16 protein-coding genes are annotated in these 17,827 nt (G+C 36.8%); 11 read left to right on the plus strand and 5 right to left on the minus strand.

What is annotated here, in order from left to right; translation table 11 throughout:
- The first annotated feature begins 24 nt into the window (after positions 1-24).
- The 5 genes from ACM40_RS02720 to ACM40_RS02740 all read left to right on the plus strand — a co-directional run bounded on the left by ACM40_RS02720 (position 25) and on the right by ACM40_RS02740 (position 3,029).
- Positions 25-429 (plus strand): GxxExxY protein, encoded by a 405-nt coding sequence (locus ACM40_RS02720; RefSeq protein ID WP_048501286.1) that lies wholly within the window; start codon positions 25-27, stop codon positions 427-429.
- Positions 430-511: 82 nt separating this feature from the next.
- Positions 512-919, plus strand: a complete 408-nt coding sequence (locus tag ACM40_RS02725; protein ID WP_048501287.1) for an RNase adapter RapZ — start codon at positions 512-514, stop codon at positions 917-919.
- Between the two features lie 106 nt (positions 920-1,025).
- Positions 1,026-1,739 (plus strand): nucleotidyltransferase family protein, encoded by a 714-nt coding sequence (locus ACM40_RS02730; RefSeq protein WP_048501288.1) that lies wholly within the window; start codon positions 1,026-1,028, stop codon positions 1,737-1,739.
- An 8-nt stretch (positions 1,740-1,747) separates the two neighbouring features.
- A complete protein-coding gene (locus tag ACM40_RS02735) occupies positions 1,748-2,500 on the plus strand; it encodes a TIGR00730 family Rossman fold protein (protein WP_081780138.1) in 753 nt (250 codons plus the stop codon).
- A 58-nt stretch (positions 2,501-2,558) separates the two neighbouring features.
- Positions 2,559-3,029 (plus strand): DUF6702 family protein, encoded by a 471-nt coding sequence (locus tag ACM40_RS02740; RefSeq protein WP_228376120.1) that lies wholly within the window; start codon positions 2,559-2,561, stop codon positions 3,027-3,029.
- A gap of 732 nt (positions 3,030-3,761) precedes the next feature.
- On the opposite strand, the gene ACM40_RS02745 is transcribed toward ACM40_RS02740, so the two are convergent.
- Both ACM40_RS02745 and ACM40_RS02750 read right to left on the minus strand, forming a co-directional pair.
- Positions 3,762-5,153, minus strand: a complete 1,392-nt coding sequence (locus ACM40_RS02745; protein ID WP_048501290.1) for a DUF5689 domain-containing protein — start codon at positions 5,151-5,153, stop codon at positions 3,762-3,764.
- A gap of 36 nt (positions 5,154-5,189) precedes the next feature.
- Positions 5,190-8,057 (minus strand): carboxypeptidase-like regulatory domain-containing protein, encoded by a 2,868-nt coding sequence (locus tag ACM40_RS02750; protein ID WP_048501703.1) that lies wholly within the window; start codon positions 8,055-8,057, stop codon positions 5,190-5,192.
- A 246-nt stretch (positions 8,058-8,303) separates the two neighbouring features.
- Between ACM40_RS02750 and ACM40_RS02755 the strand changes: the two genes are divergently transcribed.
- Positions 8,304-9,491 carry an endonuclease gene (locus ACM40_RS02755; protein WP_048501291.1) on the plus strand — a complete coding sequence of 396 codons (1,188 nt, stop codon included), beginning with the start codon at positions 8,304-8,306 and terminating at the stop codon, positions 9,489-9,491.
- 54 nt (positions 9,492-9,545) lie between these two features.
- Positions 9,546-9,965, plus strand: coding sequence for a DUF6146 family protein (locus ACM40_RS02760; protein WP_048501292.1), 420 nt, complete (start codon positions 9,546-9,548; stop codon positions 9,963-9,965).
- Between the two features lie 72 nt (positions 9,966-10,037).
- Here ACM40_RS02760 and ACM40_RS02765 read toward each other — a convergent pair whose 3' ends face one another.
- Positions 10,038-10,634: a superoxide dismutase gene (locus ACM40_RS02765; RefSeq protein WP_048501293.1), complete on the minus strand. Its 597-nt coding sequence runs from the start codon at positions 10,632-10,634 to the stop codon at positions 10,038-10,040.
- A 286-nt stretch (positions 10,635-10,920) separates the two neighbouring features.
- On the minus strand, positions 10,921-12,747 hold the full coding sequence (gene rho / locus ACM40_RS02770; protein ID WP_048501294.1) for a transcription termination factor Rho: 1,827 nt from the start codon (positions 12,745-12,747) through the stop codon (positions 10,921-10,923).
- Between the two features lie 145 nt (positions 12,748-12,892).
- On the opposite strand from rho, the gene ACM40_RS02775 reads away from it, so the two are divergent.
- The 4 genes from ACM40_RS02775 (at position 12,893) to ACM40_RS02790 (ending at position 16,996) form a co-directional block, all read left to right on the plus strand.
- A complete protein-coding gene (locus ACM40_RS02775; RefSeq protein WP_048501295.1) occupies positions 12,893-13,282 on the plus strand; it encodes a DUF4293 family protein in 390 nt (129 codons plus the stop codon).
- 394 nt (positions 13,283-13,676) lie between these two features.
- The gene (locus ACM40_RS02780) at positions 13,677-14,597 is read left to right on the plus strand and encodes a M28 family peptidase (RefSeq protein ID WP_048501296.1); all 921 of its coding nucleotides are present in this window, start codon (positions 13,677-13,679) and stop codon (positions 14,595-14,597) included.
- A 191-nt stretch (positions 14,598-14,788) separates the two neighbouring features.
- The gene (locus ACM40_RS02785) at positions 14,789-16,621 is read left to right on the plus strand and encodes an ABC transporter ATP-binding protein (protein WP_048501297.1); all 1,833 of its coding nucleotides are present in this window, start codon (positions 14,789-14,791) and stop codon (positions 16,619-16,621) included.
- Positions 16,622-16,651: 30 nt separating this feature from the next.
- Entirely contained in the window at positions 16,652-16,996 is a 345-nt protein-coding gene (locus ACM40_RS02790; protein WP_048501298.1) for a DUF1801 domain-containing protein, read from the plus strand.
- Here the strand turns inward: ACM40_RS02790 and ACM40_RS02795 are convergent.
- On the minus strand, positions 16,993-17,763 hold the full coding sequence (locus ACM40_RS02795; RefSeq protein ID WP_228376121.1) for a sterol desaturase family protein: 771 nt from the start codon (positions 17,761-17,763) through the stop codon (positions 16,993-16,995). The two genes, ACM40_RS02790 and ACM40_RS02795, sit on opposite strands and share 4 nt — an antisense overlap.
- Between the last annotated feature and the right edge of the window lie 64 nt (positions 17,764-17,827).

The raw sequence follows: 17,827 nt of genomic DNA on the forward strand, positions 1-17,827 counted from the left end.
TAAGCTGTTAAGAATATTAAGCTTATGACAAAGAAAGAAGTTACACAGTTATCATATGAAATTACGGGCTTTGCTATTAAAGTTCATAAAACTCTTGGTCCCGGTCTTCTAGAAAGTGTTTATGGAGAATGTTTAAAGATTGAACTTATGAAAAATGGTTATGATGTAAAACAACAGCTTTACGTTCCAATTAATTATGAAGGAGTAGAAATTGAAACTAAACTGGTTGTTGATTTATTAGTTAATGATACTGTTATTTTAGAATTAAAAGCAGTTGAAGAACTAATTCCTATCCATGAAGCACAGCTGTTAACCTACATGAAAGTTCTTAAAAAACCACAAGGCTTATTGATTAATTTTTTCACAAATAATATTACAAAGTCACTAAAGCCTTTTGTTAATGAATATTTTAAAGAGCTTCCTGACTGAATTTGATTTTATCAAATCTTAACTTATCTTAAAAACTAAATAAACCTTAATGGTTAAACAATAAATCAATAAATAAAGAACAATGTTACACATCGACATACACAGCTTTTCGTACAAAAAAGGAGGGATTCCTAAAGACAATTCAGGAAACGGAGGAGGTTTTACCTTTGACTGCAGGGGAATTTTGAATCCTGGAAGAATAGAAGAATACAAAATCCAGACAGGAAATGACATCGGAGTTCAGGAATATCTTGAAACGAAAACAGAGATGCCGAAGTTTTTGGAACTGGTAAAATCTATTATCTCAATCAATATTGATAATTATCTGGAAAGAGGTTTTGAAAATCTTCAGATCAATTTCGGATGTACGGGAGGGCAACACAGATCTGTATATTCCGCGATCAAAATTGCTGAATTCATCAAAGAAAAATACCCTGAAGGAACAGAAATAAGTCTTCACCATGATGAACAGCACCAACTAAATCCATAAATGATTATTGATAAGAGATAAAATGATTCATTCGAATACAATTATCTTTTATCAACTATACTCATTTGATCATTCATCAATTATCATTCATCAATTATAAAAATAAATGAAAACTTTAATTTTCGCTGCCGGAAAAGGCACCAGGCTCAAACCCTTTACGGATCATCATCCCAAAGCCCTGGCCAAGGTAAACGGCATACCGCTTTTGGAACGGAATATCAATTATCTTAAAGGCTTCGGAATAAAAGATTTTGTGATCAATATCCATCATTTTGGAAATCAGATTGTTGAATTTTTGAATAAAAACAGTAATTTCGGATGCAACATTGAAATCTCGGATGAAACCGATGAACTGCTGGAAACCGGAGGCGGCTTGATTTTTGCTAGAAAGTTCCTCGATCACGGGGAAGATTTTTTAATCATGAACGCAGATATTTTAACGGATATCAATATTGATGATCTTGTAAAGTATCACAAAAAGATAAAAGATTTTGCTACTTTAGCAGTTTCCGACAGGGAAAGCTCAAGAAAACTGCTTTTTAATGATGATATGGTTTTAAGAGGCTGGCTGAATGTTCAGTCGGGAGAACAAAGGCTTGCGGAATTCAACAAAGGCTTTAAGGCACTTGCATTCAGCGGCGTCCACTGTATCAACCCTGTTATCTTTGAAAAAATAAAGAGAACCGGCAAATTTTCTGTTATGGAAGAATATCTGGACCTGATGCAGACTGAACATATCCACGGATTTGTACATGACAGCATCCTGGTAGATGTGGGGAGACCTGAGTCTGTAATAGTTGCCGAAAAATATTTTAAATAATTTTGGAAATGGAAATGGATGGAACCAGGGATGAAAGTTTAGTAAATCCTGCCCTTGATATCAACGAAACAAAACTTCACAATAGTCTCAGACAGAAAACCTGGGACGAAACCATAACCAAAGACAGCTGGATGGTTTTCAAAGTAATGGCTGAATTTGTTGACGGCTATGAGAAGCTGGCTAAAATAGGACCTTGTGTTTCTATATTTGGCTCTGCAAGGCTGAAGCCTGAAAGCAGGTATTACGAAATGGCTGTGGAAATTGCCGAAAAGATTACCAAACTGGGCTTCGGGATTATTACCGGAGGCGGACCGGGGATTATGGAAGCAGGAAACAAGGGCGCTTTCAATGCCCAGGGAAGATCTATCGGGCTTAATATTGATTTGCCGTTCGAGCAGCACTTCAATCCGTACATCAATAAATCGTATTCTATGAATTTCGATTACTTTTTTGTAAGAAAAGTAATGTTTGTAAAATATTCTCAGGGATTTGTTGTAATGCCAGGTGGCTTCGGTACTTTGGATGAGCTTACGGAAGCAATGACCCTGATTCAGACCAATAAAATTGGCAAATTCCCGATTGTTCTCGTAGGAAGTGAATTCTGGGGCGGATTACTGGATTGGTTCAAAGCAACACTGTTAAAAGAAGGAATGATTGCCGCGGATGATCTTGATTTATATCGTGTGGTAGATACGGCTGACGAGGCAGTGGCTCATATTAAGGCATTTTACGATAAGTATTCTGTGAATGTAAATTTCTAATTGGCATATTATTTGTGACCTTTATAAAGCAAGTATGATTGTAAATCTATTAATTAAGATGAAAAAACTTTTATATATATCGGGAATTTTAACATTTTTTGTGTTAATGAGTTTTATGTATGTAGACTTTTTCTCTTCAATGACAAAAGTTGATTATATAGATGGAAGCAAAACATTGAAGTTTACCACAAAAATAAATACCAACCATATTTCTGACGCTATTAAAATTAATCCCAATACAGCAGGATTTGAAGCAGAAGTAAAAAAATATGTGAACAATAATTTTGATGTGTACATTAATGGCTCTCCAAAAACTATAACTTTCACCGGAAGTCAGGTAAGCGGAGAAACTGTATGGGTGTATTTTGAAATCGGCGGCGTGTCGGATATCAGCACTATGAAGATTAAGAATACCATTCTTTTAAGCGCCTTTCCAAAGCAGTTCAACGTAGTGAGCATTGCTTATAAAGGTAGCCAGAAAGTAATGAATTTCCAGCGAGGAAAGGAAGTAAATGAAGTTTCTTTCTAAACGGAATAATTTCAAAAATATGAACCACTGCTGAAATGCAGTGGTTTTTTGTTTTACCTTTACCTGAATAGGCCGTTTTTAAATCGTAATGCTATTAATCAGGAAGTAAAATAATTTCATTCAATGAAGAGAGAGAATAAGATTTTCTTAATCATAATAATCTGTGGTATAGGCTGGATCATATATTTTTAAAGTATAAAGCTATAAGCCCACCAACGGCAGCAATACTTAAAAATGCCAAATATACTGTAGGAGAAATAACTTCTGCTTATTATGGAGACAGAGCACGTAGAAAAGGAAATGATTTTAGATTTAAGTATGAGAAAGAAATCATAAATTCTCATCAAGACGGAGAGTTTGTTAATGGAAGAAAGTATCTTGTTGTATACGATTCTACCAATATTAGAAATGGATTTCTCATACTAGACAAATTTGACATTACAGATTCTTTGAGTAAATATCATATTTATAAAAATTATAATCATTATGATGTCGGATGGTCATTACCTAAAATACCATTTCAGTATGATAAAAGTGATATTGACTATGAGGTAAAAATGAATCTTAAAAGTGAATAGTTCAGATTCGAAGAAACCTAAAATTAGTAACAGTCATTTTTATTCTTAAATTTTCTTTTGAAATGAGCTTCGATTGCTAAACTTATTTTAAGACCAGGCAAATAAAAAGGCCGTCTTTAAAAGACGGCCTGAATTTTAAAATATCAGATTCAGATTATTGAACCTGGATATTGTCTAGTTGAACGGTTGTAGTTACACCACTTCCGTTTCCTGTATATTCGAATAAGATATATCCGTTTCCTGTCAATGTACTTGGAATAGTATAAGTTCCTGCAGGAGCTAATGTTCCGTAACCACTAGTCGGGGTCTGCGGAATGGTAAATGCAGAAGTAATATCCGTTTTCGTTGCAGCCGTAATATCTCCCAGCGGCGTATAATTGGTGGTATAGTATACTTTTAAAGCATTTCCGTTCCAGAATCCAACATTCACATCAAATTTCAATGTATTTGCAGCTGTAAAATCAACCGGTACAATGAAGTAAGTAGTGTATGGTCCTGTTCCTGAATTGGCTCCCAATTGGATATATTTATTACCGCTAAACGATTTCAACTGCCAGTATCTGTTTCCTAAAAGCGGATCGTTGATATACTTAGGGAATACTTCCAGATTGGCAGGAGTGGTTGCATAGCTTTCAAAGTTCTCAAGGAAAGATCCTGAATAAGTAATTGCAGTACCTCCTTTAGGCGGAGTAGCGTCTGTTCTGGCTCCTTTAAAGTTAATATCCTTTGTATTTCTGATAAGCATCTGCCATGTGGTATTATAACGGCTAACTACGAAAGTTGCATCTCCGTTTCCTGTTGGTAATAAAGTAGCTCCTTCAGAGAAGAATGCAGAGTTTCTTATAGTAGTAGAATTTCCTGAACCATCTTCCAGTGTTCTGTCGGTATCTACCCCTGCACCCCCAACATAATCGATATAAGTTTTGTTTACAGGATAAATATCACCGATTGAAAACTGCGTGTTAGGAACTTTTACCAATGTATTGATGTACTGATCGCTCTTAGCTGCAGCAAGGTTAGGTAATTCAACCGGCTTAATGTTTACTACTTCAAGGCCGTTACCTCCACAAACCCCGGAAACATATCTGCTTACCAAAGAGGCAGGAATTCTTCCGATAGCATAAGTAGGGTCTACAGAACCTATTTTTACAGTTCCTCTGTCGATACCCAGTCTTAATCCTTTAGCATTAATTCTGATGTGTGCACCTACAGGGAAATCTGCATAGTTACTTGATTTATCAACTTCAATCTGAAGACCGGCAGTAGGATTTTCCGCCTTGTCCTGGAAAGAAATTGTTTTGTAGAAATTTCCGCTTTCGTCAGAAGAAATTACATATCCGTCAAAAATCTGATCATTTGTGATCAAAAGATATCCTGTAGCCGGAGCCTGAGCTTTGAAATCTGCAAGAGAGATGTTTGGCGAAGGAAATTTGTTTTCACACTTAATGGGTGGTGTTTCCCACTCGTCTTTTTGTACACAAGAGGTAATAGCAACAGCGGCAAAGGCCACTCCTGTTACTAAACTTAAGTATTTCTTTATGTTCATCTTAATAATTTTTAAAAGTAGTTAGTTGTCTGGTTATTAAAATCTAAACTGTAAATTCACAAAATATGATCTTCCCTGTGTGTACCAGTATTTCGGTGCAAACAAAGTAAACTCTCTGTCAAGATCCTGAGAGAAAGTAGGATATTTAGCATTTCTGGTCTGCTCGAATCCTCCTGTAATATACTTTCTGTTATCTAAAATATTATTTACGGTCGCAGAAATTAACACATAATACTTACCGATTACCCAAGACTTTCCTGCATTAGCATTTAAGAAGAAAGAGGAAGGTAACATGTTCGGCTGTAAAACTCTTCTCAGTTCAGATTCTGTTAAACCGGAATATGGTGTGTGTGTGTTATCATTCTGTACAAACGACTCTGTTCTTACCAATGCCGCAGGATCCAGATAATTTTGATCAAAATAGTTCCAGTTGGCACCTACCCACCAGTATTTAGGGTTATTGTAACGGAAACCTAAAGAGAATGCCTGCTGAGGAGTTCCTCCCTGACGGTAATCTGTAATATATGCTTTGCCTAGACTTGCGTAAGGAAGCCCATTGGCAAATGCACCCACAGCGTCTGAAGCAAAATAAGTCATTGGATCATTCTTATAAGTATACTGTCCGATACTTGCCAGACCTTGTAGAGATAAAGTAGGTAATACCTTCACATCAACCCCCAGTTCCAAGCCCATGTTTCTTTTCTTCACATCCGTCATAATCTGAGAAACAAATGCACTCTGAACGTTGGTTTGGTTACCGTCCGCATCAACACCGTTCAACGGAAGACCATCAGCGAAGAATCTTTGAACGGTAGTTTCGTTATCCGTATCCACCAAATAACCTGTCAATCTCAATTTCAGAAATGGAGAGGAAATAACGTAGCTAAGGTCATTGGCATTTACTACCATATTTTTTACTCCCGGAGCTACGGATCCGTTTACTCTCGGATTAACGAATAAATCTTCTAAATAAGGAGCCTGAGAATAATAAGCACCATTATAAACCAGGAAGTTTCTTCCGTTTAGCTTATAGATAACCTGTCCTTTCAGACCGTAGTTCCAGTAGTTATAATCTGCTCCTTTTCCGTAAGAGTCTTTGTATAAGTAATGTTTAAACAAACCTTCTCTGTTGGAAGATGAATATCCTGCCATAGCAGAAACAAATACATCAAACTTTCCGGTTGAGAATTTCAGTCCCGGGTTCACTTTCACTTCCTGTCTTCTGAAGATGTAGTCATAACCCATTTTGTCGCCTACTCTTTTTGCTACATTATCTTCACCTTCATTAAATAAACCTGATTTTCCCGGCTGGTTGGTAGCCGCAAACGGGTCTCTGTTCAGTACAAAATCAGCTCCCAAAAGGTCATTGACTTCTCTGTATTGCTCAGAATAGTAGTTTTGATAAGATACGTTTAATAAGAATTTAGTCGTATCGGTAAAATTATGGATAAAGTGTGTTGCAGCATTCCAGATTTTATCATCGCTTACATCATTGACCATATAATATAAAGCTCTTTTACCGGTTTGTCCATAATAGGTTCCCGGAGCCTGCTGCATATTTCTTCTGTAAAGCTTATCCCAATCCAGCTGAGTAACGCTTGTATCTCCTGACTGCCAGGCTGCCAGAGCTGTTCTGTAAGCATCCTGCGCTGTAGTCGTTGTTCCATCAGGATTGGTAACGGAAGCATTAGGATCTAAAGAATCGTAATAGCTTGGTAAGTTTCTGTAATAGGTAGGAGACGGATTCTGAACATTCTGCCAGTCTAAACGGGATCCTTTGTCTTTCCCGAACTGATAAGAAACAGATGTCCAAAGATTTGATTTTTTATTGATTTTCCAGAAATCCTGAATCTGGAAGATCGGCTGGAAACCTTTTCTTACCCTTTCACTTCTCTGCTCTCCGTCCTGATATCCCCAATAAGAATTATAATGTACCCCTCTGTAATCATATACTTCCTGGGTGCTTGGGCTTGAAGTGGATCTTCTGTAAGGCGCTCCGATAAAGTTGAATGTCATTGAATGCTTGTCACTAAACTTTTTCTCAATTCCTAAATAAGCTCCGTAAGCATCGTAGAAAGTTCCGTCCTGGATTCCTTCTTCTGCCCATCTTCTTGCTCCCATTACAGTAAACGCCCATCCGGATTTGCTCATTCCTGAGCTGTATCTTAAAGAAGTTCTGTTTCTGTAATTTCTATTGGTTAAAGACTGAGTAAACTGAAAACCTTTTCTGTACTCACTGGCTTTTGTATTTTTATAAACAACCGAACTGTTTCCACCAAATGCGTATTCAGACGGAGAATGGTTGGATGAGATTTCAGGGTATCTTGTAATCTCATTAAGACCACCCCAATTTCCGAAATCAACATTCCCGTTATCAGATTTTACCATGGAAACACCATTAAGCATGGTCTCTCCCATTCTTCCGTCAATCCCTCTTGGACGGAACCAATAGAATCCTAAATCAAATGCGGCGATTCTGCTGAAAATGTCCTGAGACGACTGCAGCAAACCTACCGTAGATGCCTGCCCACTATTGCTGTCTTCATCATCACCATCACTATCAATAATGGCTAATCCCTGATCTGCACTTGTAAGTGCAGAATATAGAGTAATGGCCCCTAGATCCTTTCTCTTCTCATTGGCTACATCAAACTCCATTACTTTTGTTTCGTAATTCGGCTTTGTAATCACAATTTGGTAATGTCCCGGTTGTAGATCCACAAATTGGAAATATCCAATTTTGTCAGCCGTTACATCATTTTCGCTCCCTTTAAGATCTACTTCCGCCTTTTCAACAGGCTTTCCCTCGGCATCCTTAAGATACGCAAACACAGTAGTCTGCGCAAAATAGAATGAGGCAGGAAGTAAAGTAAATAAAGAGACTAATGATAGTTTTTTAATCATGAGTATATTATTTTTTTTAATACTTTTCTTCTTAATTCTCAACAGTTTAAAAGTTGGGGGCACAAATTTAATCAAAATTTGGAATTTCCAATTTTTTTAACCTTATTTTTTCTTAACATTGCAATCTTTTATGATTCATTATATAAGAGAATTGTTTTATCTTGTTTTAAATTTACAAATATTTAAAATGCATTGAATTAAAAAAAGGTAAATTTGTCGTTTAAATAATTTTAATACTTCTAAAGGATGAAGAGATTTATGAGTTTTATGGCTGTTATTTTTTCAATAATGGCTTTTACACAACAAGGGAAGCTTAGAAAAGTGGCTACTGTTGGCTTTTTGAATGTAGAAAACCTTTGGGACACTATCCGTTCTGCAGATTATATTGATGGTACTAAAGACATTAGCAATCCTGCCTTCCACAGAAGTATCCCGCTTGATTCTATTAAATTTTTAGAGGCTGAAAAGCATGACGGTCCATGGAGCGACGGCGCTTTAAAAGGTAAAAAAGCAGTAAGATACCAAAGCGGATCAGATGAATTTACACCCAACAGTGCAAAAAACTATAACACTAAAGTGTATAAGGCAAAACTTGCCAATGAGGCCAAAGTAATTTCTGAAATGGGTGCGCAGTATACCAAAACAGCACCTGCAGTAGTGGGACTTATTGAGGTAGAAAACAGACAGGTTATTGAAGATCTTGTTAAGCAGCCTGCTCTTGCCAAATACGACTACGGAATTATCCATTACAATTCTTATGATTACAGGGGAATTGATGTTGCTTTAATTTATCAGAAAAGAAGATTTACCCCGACCAATTCATTGAAAAAAGAACTGAAAATTTTCGGTGATGATGGCAAAAGAGAATACACAAGAGATATTTTGGTGGTAACCGGATTCCTGGATAACGAAAAGGTAGCATTTTTCATGAATCACTGGCCTTCAAGAAGAGGTGGTGAAGCCGTTTCATTACCGAAAAGAAATGCAGCTGCCGCTTTATTGAAGCAGCAGATGGACAGCATAAGAACATTGGACCCTTCTACAAAACTTTTTGCAATGGGTGACTTTAATGATGATCCTGTAAGCGCAAGTTTAAAGAATTATTTAAAAGCTGTAGCAAGCCCTAAAGATCTGAGCGAAACGACACCTTACCTCAACTTAATGTATCCTCTGTATAAAAAAGGGATTGCTTCGCTGGCTTACCAGGATGCCCCCAACTTATTTGACCAGATCATTGTTTCTAAAAATCTAATGTCTGACCAGGTAACAAAAGAATATTCAGTATATAAAGCAGAAATCTTTGCTCCACCTTATCTGGTGAACAAAGAAGGAAGCTACAGAGGCTATCCTTTCAGGTCCTGGAACGGGGACCAGTTTACTGGAGGATACAGTGACCACTTCCCGGCATTCGTGATTCTTCAGAAAGAACCATAAAAAATTAACTTAGGCACTCATTTTGAGTGCTTATTTATTATACAATGCTTTGTTATGAAAAATCTTATTCTACTGTTTTTCTTCGCTTTAATTCCTTTAAGCTGTTTTTCCCAGGACAGCACCAAGAAGGAAGAAGAAAAATCGGAAATGAAACCTTCTAAAAATGAAGACGGAGAATGGGACCTTACCGTGATCGATACCCAATTCGACTATTTTCTGAATGCTGTGGCTAAACCTATAAGCCAATATTCAGAATCTTATCTGAAAACCAAAAACGCATTCCTTGTTTCCGAATGGAACTCTTATTATCATTCAGGAAGATACCGGAATATTATAGAATCAGGAATAGATTACGATCCGAAAGAGAATTATGGAATTAAGTTCGAGTACAAGCTTTATCAGGTTTTTGCTTATGTAAGCTGGAAATACGGACTGAAAATGAACGGGCTTTCCGGAAGTGATGCCATGAGATAATAACTTTCTTAAACCAAAATAAAAAGGTTCAGAATTTCTTCTGAACCTTTTTATTTTTATAATAGCTGAAAATTATTTGTTGAATAATTCCTCTACTTTATCCCAGTTTACTACGCTGAAGAAAGCAGCAACATAATCTGGTCTTCTGTTTTGGTAATTTAAATAATAAGCATGTTCCCAAACATCCAGTCCTAAAACAGGTGTTCCTTTAACATCTGCAACAGGCATTAACGGGTTGTCCTGGTTTGGAGTAGAAGAAACAGATACGGAACCGTCTGAATTTTTAACTAACCACGCCCATCCTGAACCGAATCTTGTTTTAGCAGCTTCAGAAAAATCAGTTTTAAATTTTTCAAAACCTCCATAAGCTTCAATAGCCGCTTTTACATTTCCTACAGGCTCTTTGCTTCCGCCTGGAGTTAAAATTTCCCAGAATAAAGAGTGATTAAAGTGTCCTCCTCCATTATTTCTTACAGCTGGCTTATCAGTCCCTGTCTGACAGATTTCTTCGATCGTTTTACCGGCCAATTCAGTTCCTTCGATTGCTTTATTTAAATTGTCAATATAAGCCTGGTGATGTTTTGTATAATGGATTTCCATAGTTTTAGCATCAATAGTCGGCTCTAATGCATCGTATGCATATCCTAATTTAGGTAATTCAAATGACATAATTTTTATTTTTAATGTTATAGTCAAATTTAGCCATTATTTAAGCTATTATCAAAAACTGGGTATTACTTTAATAAATCTTTAACATTGATATATTGATTTAGAATGAATTAAATTTTTAAAGTAAATAATATAAAACAAATTATTGCAATAGATCTATCTTTTTTAACGCTGCACTTTATTTCTGTATACTCTAAGCACTCACTTTCAGATCTTATCATTAAAAAAGCACGAGGATCATTGATCTCCGTGCTTTTTCTAACAAACAATTAAATTAATCTATTTATTATTTATTCATCGACATCAGGAATTCTTCATTATTTAAAGTTCCCCTGATGTTTTTATTTACAAATTCCATTGCTTCCACAGGATTCATTTCGGAAAGATATTTTCTTAAGATCCACATTCTCTGTGAAGTAACTTCATCTAAAAGAAGATCATCTCTACGCGTGCTTGAAGATACAAGATCGATGGCAGGATAAATTCTTCTGTTGGCAATTTTTCTATCCAGTTGAAGTTCCATGTTACCGGTACCCTTAAATTCTTCAAAGATCACTTCATCCATCTTGGAGCCGGTATCAATTAATGCTGTAGCAATAATAGTTAATGAACCACCTCCTTCGATTTTTCTGGCTGCCCCGAAGAATCTTTTCGGCTTATGAAGCGCATTGGCGTCCACACCACCTGATAAAACCTTACCGGATGCAGGAGTAACCGTGTTATACGCTCTGGCCAACCTCGTAATGGAGTCCAGCAAAATCACTACATCGTGTCCGCATTCAACCATTCTCTGTGCTTTTGCTAAAACAAGGTTGGCAACTTTTACGTGCTTATCAGCCGCTTCATCAAATGTAGAGGCAATGACCTCAGCATTTACGCTTCTTTCCATATCGGTAACTTCTTCAGGACGTTCGTCGATCAGAAGGACCATCATATAAACTTCCGGGTGATTGGCTGCAATAGAGTTGGCAATATCTTTAAGCAGCATCGTTTTACCTGTTTTAGGCTGGGCAACGATCATTGCTCTCTGCCCTTTTCCTATTGGCGCGAAAAGATCCACAATTCTTGTCGATAGTGTAGATTCATTTCCAGCAAGGTTGAATTTCTCTTCAGGGAAAAGAGGCGTTAAATATTCAAATGCAACACGGTCTTTGATGAAAGCAAGATCGCGTCCGTTTACTTCTGTAGGTTTTAATAATGAAAAATATTTTTCACCTTCTTTCGGAAGTCTTACGATTCCTTTAACCGTATCTCCGGTTTTCAGTCCAAAATTTCGGATCTGTGCCGTAGAAACATATACATCGTCTGGAGATGAAATATAACTGAAATCTGATGAACGAAGAAATCCGTAATTATCCGGTAGAATCTCTAAAACCCCTTCAATACTTACCATTCCATCAAAATTGAACTCTTTTCTGTGTTCATTATGATGTTCCTCAGCCTTTTCAGCATGCTGTTTGTGCTGATTCTGGTTCGGATTCTGGTTTTGGTGCTGATTTTGGTTTGGATTTTTATGCTGGTTTCCGCTGTTTTGCGGATTATTGTTCCCTTTTTGTTGGGATCTCGCCTGAGATGGAGGAGTATTAGGCCTTTCTTCTGATGGAGCAGATTCCTGAGGTTCTGCATTTTTTGGAGCTTCTGCTCTTTCCTGAGGATTTTCGGTATTGCCTGTGTTGGCAGTTACCCTCTTTCTTTTTTTCTTAGCCTGTGACAAATTGTTTTCTTCAGGAGCAGCAGCTGTCTCAGGTTTAGGCTGTTCTGCTTTTATGTCTTCAGCTGCCGGTGCTTTTTCTTCTGCTTTTTCTACAGTTTTCGGAGTTTCTTCCACTGGAGCTTTTACTTCTGCTTTAGGTTTGGCGGGCTGTCTTTTAGGCGCTGCTTTTTTTACAGGGGCCTTGGCAGGTTTTTCTGCCGGTTGTTCTTCAGTATTCATACTGGTTTCTGTGGCGTTGAAATAATCTTTTGCAACTTTAGGGTTAGAAGCCTGAAAGTCAAGAACGGCAAAGATTTTATCATTATCATTGCTGTTTCTAGCAACTTTAACGCCTAAATCTTTTAAGATTTTAGTCAGTTCCGTTACGGATTTTGACCTTAACGTTTCTATGTTAAACATACTTAATGTAAAAATGTAATTAATTGTGAGTAAGAAAAGTAAGTCCGGTGACTTTTGTTTTCAAGTACATATGTATAATGCAAATCTACACTAATTTTTGAATTGTGCAAAATTTATGTTATTTTTGCCCAGTATTTAATAATCAATGTTACAAAGAATACAGACTATATGGACTCTTTTGGCAGTTTTGGCTGCTGTTTTCCTTTTCATTACGGGACAGGATGTTGACGTTTTTGGCAATATTCCGGTGATTAATATCAGCTGTATTGTGCTTGTTTTGGCAGGAGCATTGAGTATTTTCAGTTTTAAAAACAGAAAAAGACAAATTTTGCTGAATACCATCAGCATCATTATAAACGTTTTGTTGATTGGCGTATTGGCGTACTGGTTACTAAACTTATCCGGAGGAATCCAGATTCCTGAGAAGGGTATTGAGCCGGTTTTCCCATTGATCGCGGTAATAAGCCTGCTTATTGCAAACATTTATATCCGCAGAGATGAGAGGCTCGTAAAATCTGTAGACCGACTTCGATAGCCTTACAACGATTTTTTGAGTGAGAACAGTTCCGAAAGGAGCTGTTTTTTTGTTATATCTGATTTTTTTTAACGCAAAGTTGCATATTCGAACCGTATTATTTTTAAGTGAAGCAAAGATGCCGGCTTCGCCGTTGATGAAGGCATGGGCTAAAACGCACGCTTCATCAAATCAATCGTAGATTGATTCCTTCTTTGCTCCCTTGAATATAAAGTATAGAGATGAATCCTTTGCGTTTAAAAAAATTTCAGGTAATTTTAATTTTTCTTATGCCTTACCTTCTTTAACGGTTCCAATATATGACCCTGATTAAATTTTACTTTAAAGATTAATTTTATATCATTTCATGCAACATTTCCGTTAAAAGTACGACTGATTTATAAATTATATTAAAATGAAAAAACTAACCTATCTGGCCCTGTCATTCTGCTCAGTACTTACATTGGCACAGGAAGTTTCAAAAGAAAGAGTAACCACCATACTTTCAACATTGGCTTCAGACGAAATGAAAGGCCGCGAAATCGGGACTCCTGAAAATGATAAGGCTGCAGAATATATTGCCAAGCTTTTTAAAGAGAACAATCTTGAGTACTGTACCGGCAATTCTTACCTGATCCCTTTTGAATATGAAGGAAAGAAAGCTTATAATGTATGTGGTATCAAAAAAGGAAAAACAGATCAATATTTAGGATTCTCGGGACACTTTGATCATATCGGGACGAGTGACAAAACCGGGGATAATATTTACAACGGTGCGGATGATGATGCCAGCGGAATCACCACTTTAGCAGGAATTGCAGATTATTTCAAAAATAAAAAGCCTGAATTCTCAATGGTGTTCATGGCCTTTAACGGGGAAGAAAAAGGAATGCTGGGTTCCAGAGCTATTTCTACGGATCCCGATTTGGATAAGATATATAATAATATGACTGCCCTTTTCAATTTTGAAATGGTCGCTACAGAATCCCAGTTCGGGAAAAATGCTCTTTTTATGACGGGTGATGAATTTTCTGATTTCGATGAACTTTTCAATCAATATGCTGCAAATGGATTAAAGATCAACCCCGATCCATATGCTGCCCAAAAATTATTTTACAGATCGGATAATGTAAGCTTTGTAAAGAAAAAGATCATCGCCCACTCGTTCTCTACGGTTGATATGACAAAGGCTTCTCATTACCATAATGAAAGTGATGATGTGAAGGTGGTAGATTTTGATAATTTAACTACTATTATCAACAATGTGGGAAAAACTTTAGAAAAACTGACACCCAAAAATTTTGCTCCGAAGTATAACGACAAAGTGAAATTTTAAATAAAAGATAACAAACACAAGACCGCCGGAATGGCGGTTTTGTCGTATTCCGGATTGTATGCATTCTAAAAAATTAAACAAACGTTTGTAACAAAAAACTACTTACTGAAACATATTAATTAAAGTAAAAGAGGATTAAGAACGTCTTTTCCTTTAATTTTACGTAATTTTGCTATCCAATTTTTCATTGAATGAAACCATTACAAAGAATACTTTATTTCGCGAAACCGCATCAAAAATACCTTTTCGGAAGTATGTTTTTCAATATCCTGTACTCTTTACTGAACATCCTGTCGGTGGGAACCATGCTTCCTATTTTAGGATTGATGTTTGGTACGATTGAAAAACAGTCAAAAGAACCGGTATGGAGCGGAGCCTTTGGCGATTATTTCAATTATATTAAAGATAAAGCCTATTATTTTGTACAGACCCAGATTGATCAGCATGGCGCCGTTTATGTACTTGCTGTGCTTTGCGCGATTACCGGAGTTTCATTCTTATTAAGAAATATTTTCAGGTATATCGGAGCTTTCCTGTTGGTAAATTACCGTGTAGGAATTACCCGTGACCTTCGTACTGCGATGTACAATAAATTCCTGCAGCTTCCTGTTTCATTCTTTACGGAGCAGAGAAAGGGAGATATGATGTCCAGGATTTCCAATGATATCGGAGGTGTAGAAGGTGGAATTATGGGCGTACTGGTAGATATCATCAATGCTCCGTTCATGATTATCTCATCATTGATTGCCTTATTTTTACTATCTCCTCAGCTCACGTTGTTTTCACTGGTTGTTTTCCCGGTTATGGGACTGCTGATCTCATGGACCGGAAAAAGCTTAAAAAAGCAGGCCCATTATGCGCAGGCTGAACTGGGAAACCTTTTTTCACTGGTAGACGAAACTTTAAAATCTTCTAAAGTAATCAAAATCTTCAATGCAGATAAGATTCTTAAGAACAGATTCAACGAAACAACAACCAACTGGCAGAATTTCGCCATAGATATGAGCCGAAGAAGGGAACTTGCCTCTCCTATGAGCGAATTCCTTGGTTCTATTACCATACTTATCATTACCTGGTATGCAGGAACTCAGATTTTAGAGGAGCAGACTATGAAGCCACAGGCTTTCCTTGTTTTCATCGGAATGTTTTTCCAGATCCTGGATCCGGCGAAAAAGCTTTCCAGTGCAATCTCCTCTATTCAGGGAGGGATGGCCAGTCTGGAAAGAGTAGCCGAAGTTCTTGACTATGATTTGAAAGTGGAAGAAATTGCGGAACCGGTTTCCATTTCTACATTGACTAACCAGATTGAATTCAAAAACATTGGATTCTTTTATGACAAGGACAATGTGATTCTTAAAAATTTCTCACTGATTATTCCGAAAGGAAAAACCATAGCCCTTGTAGGACAGAGCGGAAGCGGAAAAACAACAATAGCCAATCTTCTTGCAAGATTCTATGATGTCAATGAGGGCGAAATTTTAATTGACGGGACCGATATCAAGCATTTAAAATTAAAAGAATATCGCCAGCTTTTAGGAATGGTAACCCAGGAATCTGTATTGTTCAACGATTCGGTTTACAACAACATCCTGATGGGTAAACCTGATGCTACGAGAGAGGAAGTAATTGAGGCTGCAAAAATTGCCAATGCTGATACTTTTATTTCTAATCTTCCTGAAGGCTATAATTCCAACATCGGCGATGATGGGAATAAACTTTCCGGGGGTCAGAAACAAAGGGTTTCTATTGCCAGAGCAGTATTGAAAAACCCGCCTGTAATGATCCTGGACGAAGCAACTTCTGCCCTGGATACGGAATCTGAAAGATTTGTACAGGATGCTTTGGACAAGATGATGGAAAACAGAACTTCTCTTGTTATTGCCCACAGGCTTTCAACTATTCAGAAGGCAGACTGGATCGTAGTAATGGAGAAAGGAATTGTTGTAGAGCAGGGAACCCACCATGACCTTATTGCTAAAAAAGGAATGTACCACAAGCTTGTGGAGCTTCAGAACTTTGACTAATCAAGCGTTTATTGAATTAAATTCAGTAAAATGAATCCTATACAAGAGTACTTCTACAGAATCGATGAGCCTGAAAGAAGTACTCTTTTGTTTTTAAGAAAAATGATCCTGGAATCTGATCCTGATCATATTACGGAAACATTCAGCTTTGGGCTGCCTTTTTTCAAGTATAAAAAGAAAATGCTGTGTTATCTCTATTACAGCAAAAAATACAGGCAGCATTACATAAGCTTTTATCATGGAGACAGGCTCAATTATCCTGAACTTCTTCAGGAGGGCAGAAAGAAGTTTAAAATCCTTTTAATTGATATGGAAAAGGATTTACCCGTTTCTTTCATTATGAATGTGATTGATGATGTAAAACAGTATATTTAATTGTCTTCACCAAACCTTTTTTCCTGAATACGGTCATATGTTTTTACATAATCCGGATTTTCCGTTTTCATTACTTTATCCCAAAACCTGAAATATAGCCCGTAATTTCCTTTAAATTTATGATGATGCATATTATGATAAACGGATGTATTGATTATATTGAAAAGAAAAGAGGTCCTCAGCCACCTCGGAGCAATTTCATATCCTAAATGCCCATAAATATTGATGACCAGAGCGCTTACGATAAATATATAAATACTGATGGAATGCAGTGGAATTATAAAAAGTAAGATAGGAACTATCATCCCTTCTGCAACAGCTTCGGCAATATGAAACGAATAGGCAGCAAACGGACTGGGATTGGTAGATTGGTGATGAACAAGATGTACATACTTAAAGATCTTTTTGTGATGTAAAAAACTATGCATCCAGTAAAAATAGGTATCATGGATAAACAATCCCACAAAAATGCTTGCAACCAGCCAATATACAGAGTATTCATGAATATTTCTGTAGACTCTGGTATATTGGTTCAGAGAGGTATGGGTTACCAATAAAATTAAAACCGTCATCATCAGGGATGAAATCACGGAATGAAAAATCTCTCTGATAACATCCTCTTTCCTGATTTCCTTTTGCTGGATTTTAGCATTATAAAGTGCCTTTCTAAATATAATATAACATATCCAGTAATATAATCCTGCGAGGAAAAAGTAATACAGAAGCCCTGTAGAGGTCAGGTCAAAAAAATCTTCTATATATTTCATAATCTTTATATTAAAATCGATAAACACCAATGTCGAAATAACATTGGTGTTTTACCTATCATTT

Origin of the sequence: Chryseobacterium sp. BLS98, assembly GCF_001045445.1 — a bacterium.
Lineage (GTDB): Bacteria > Bacteroidota > Bacteroidia > Flavobacteriales > Weeksellaceae > Chryseobacterium.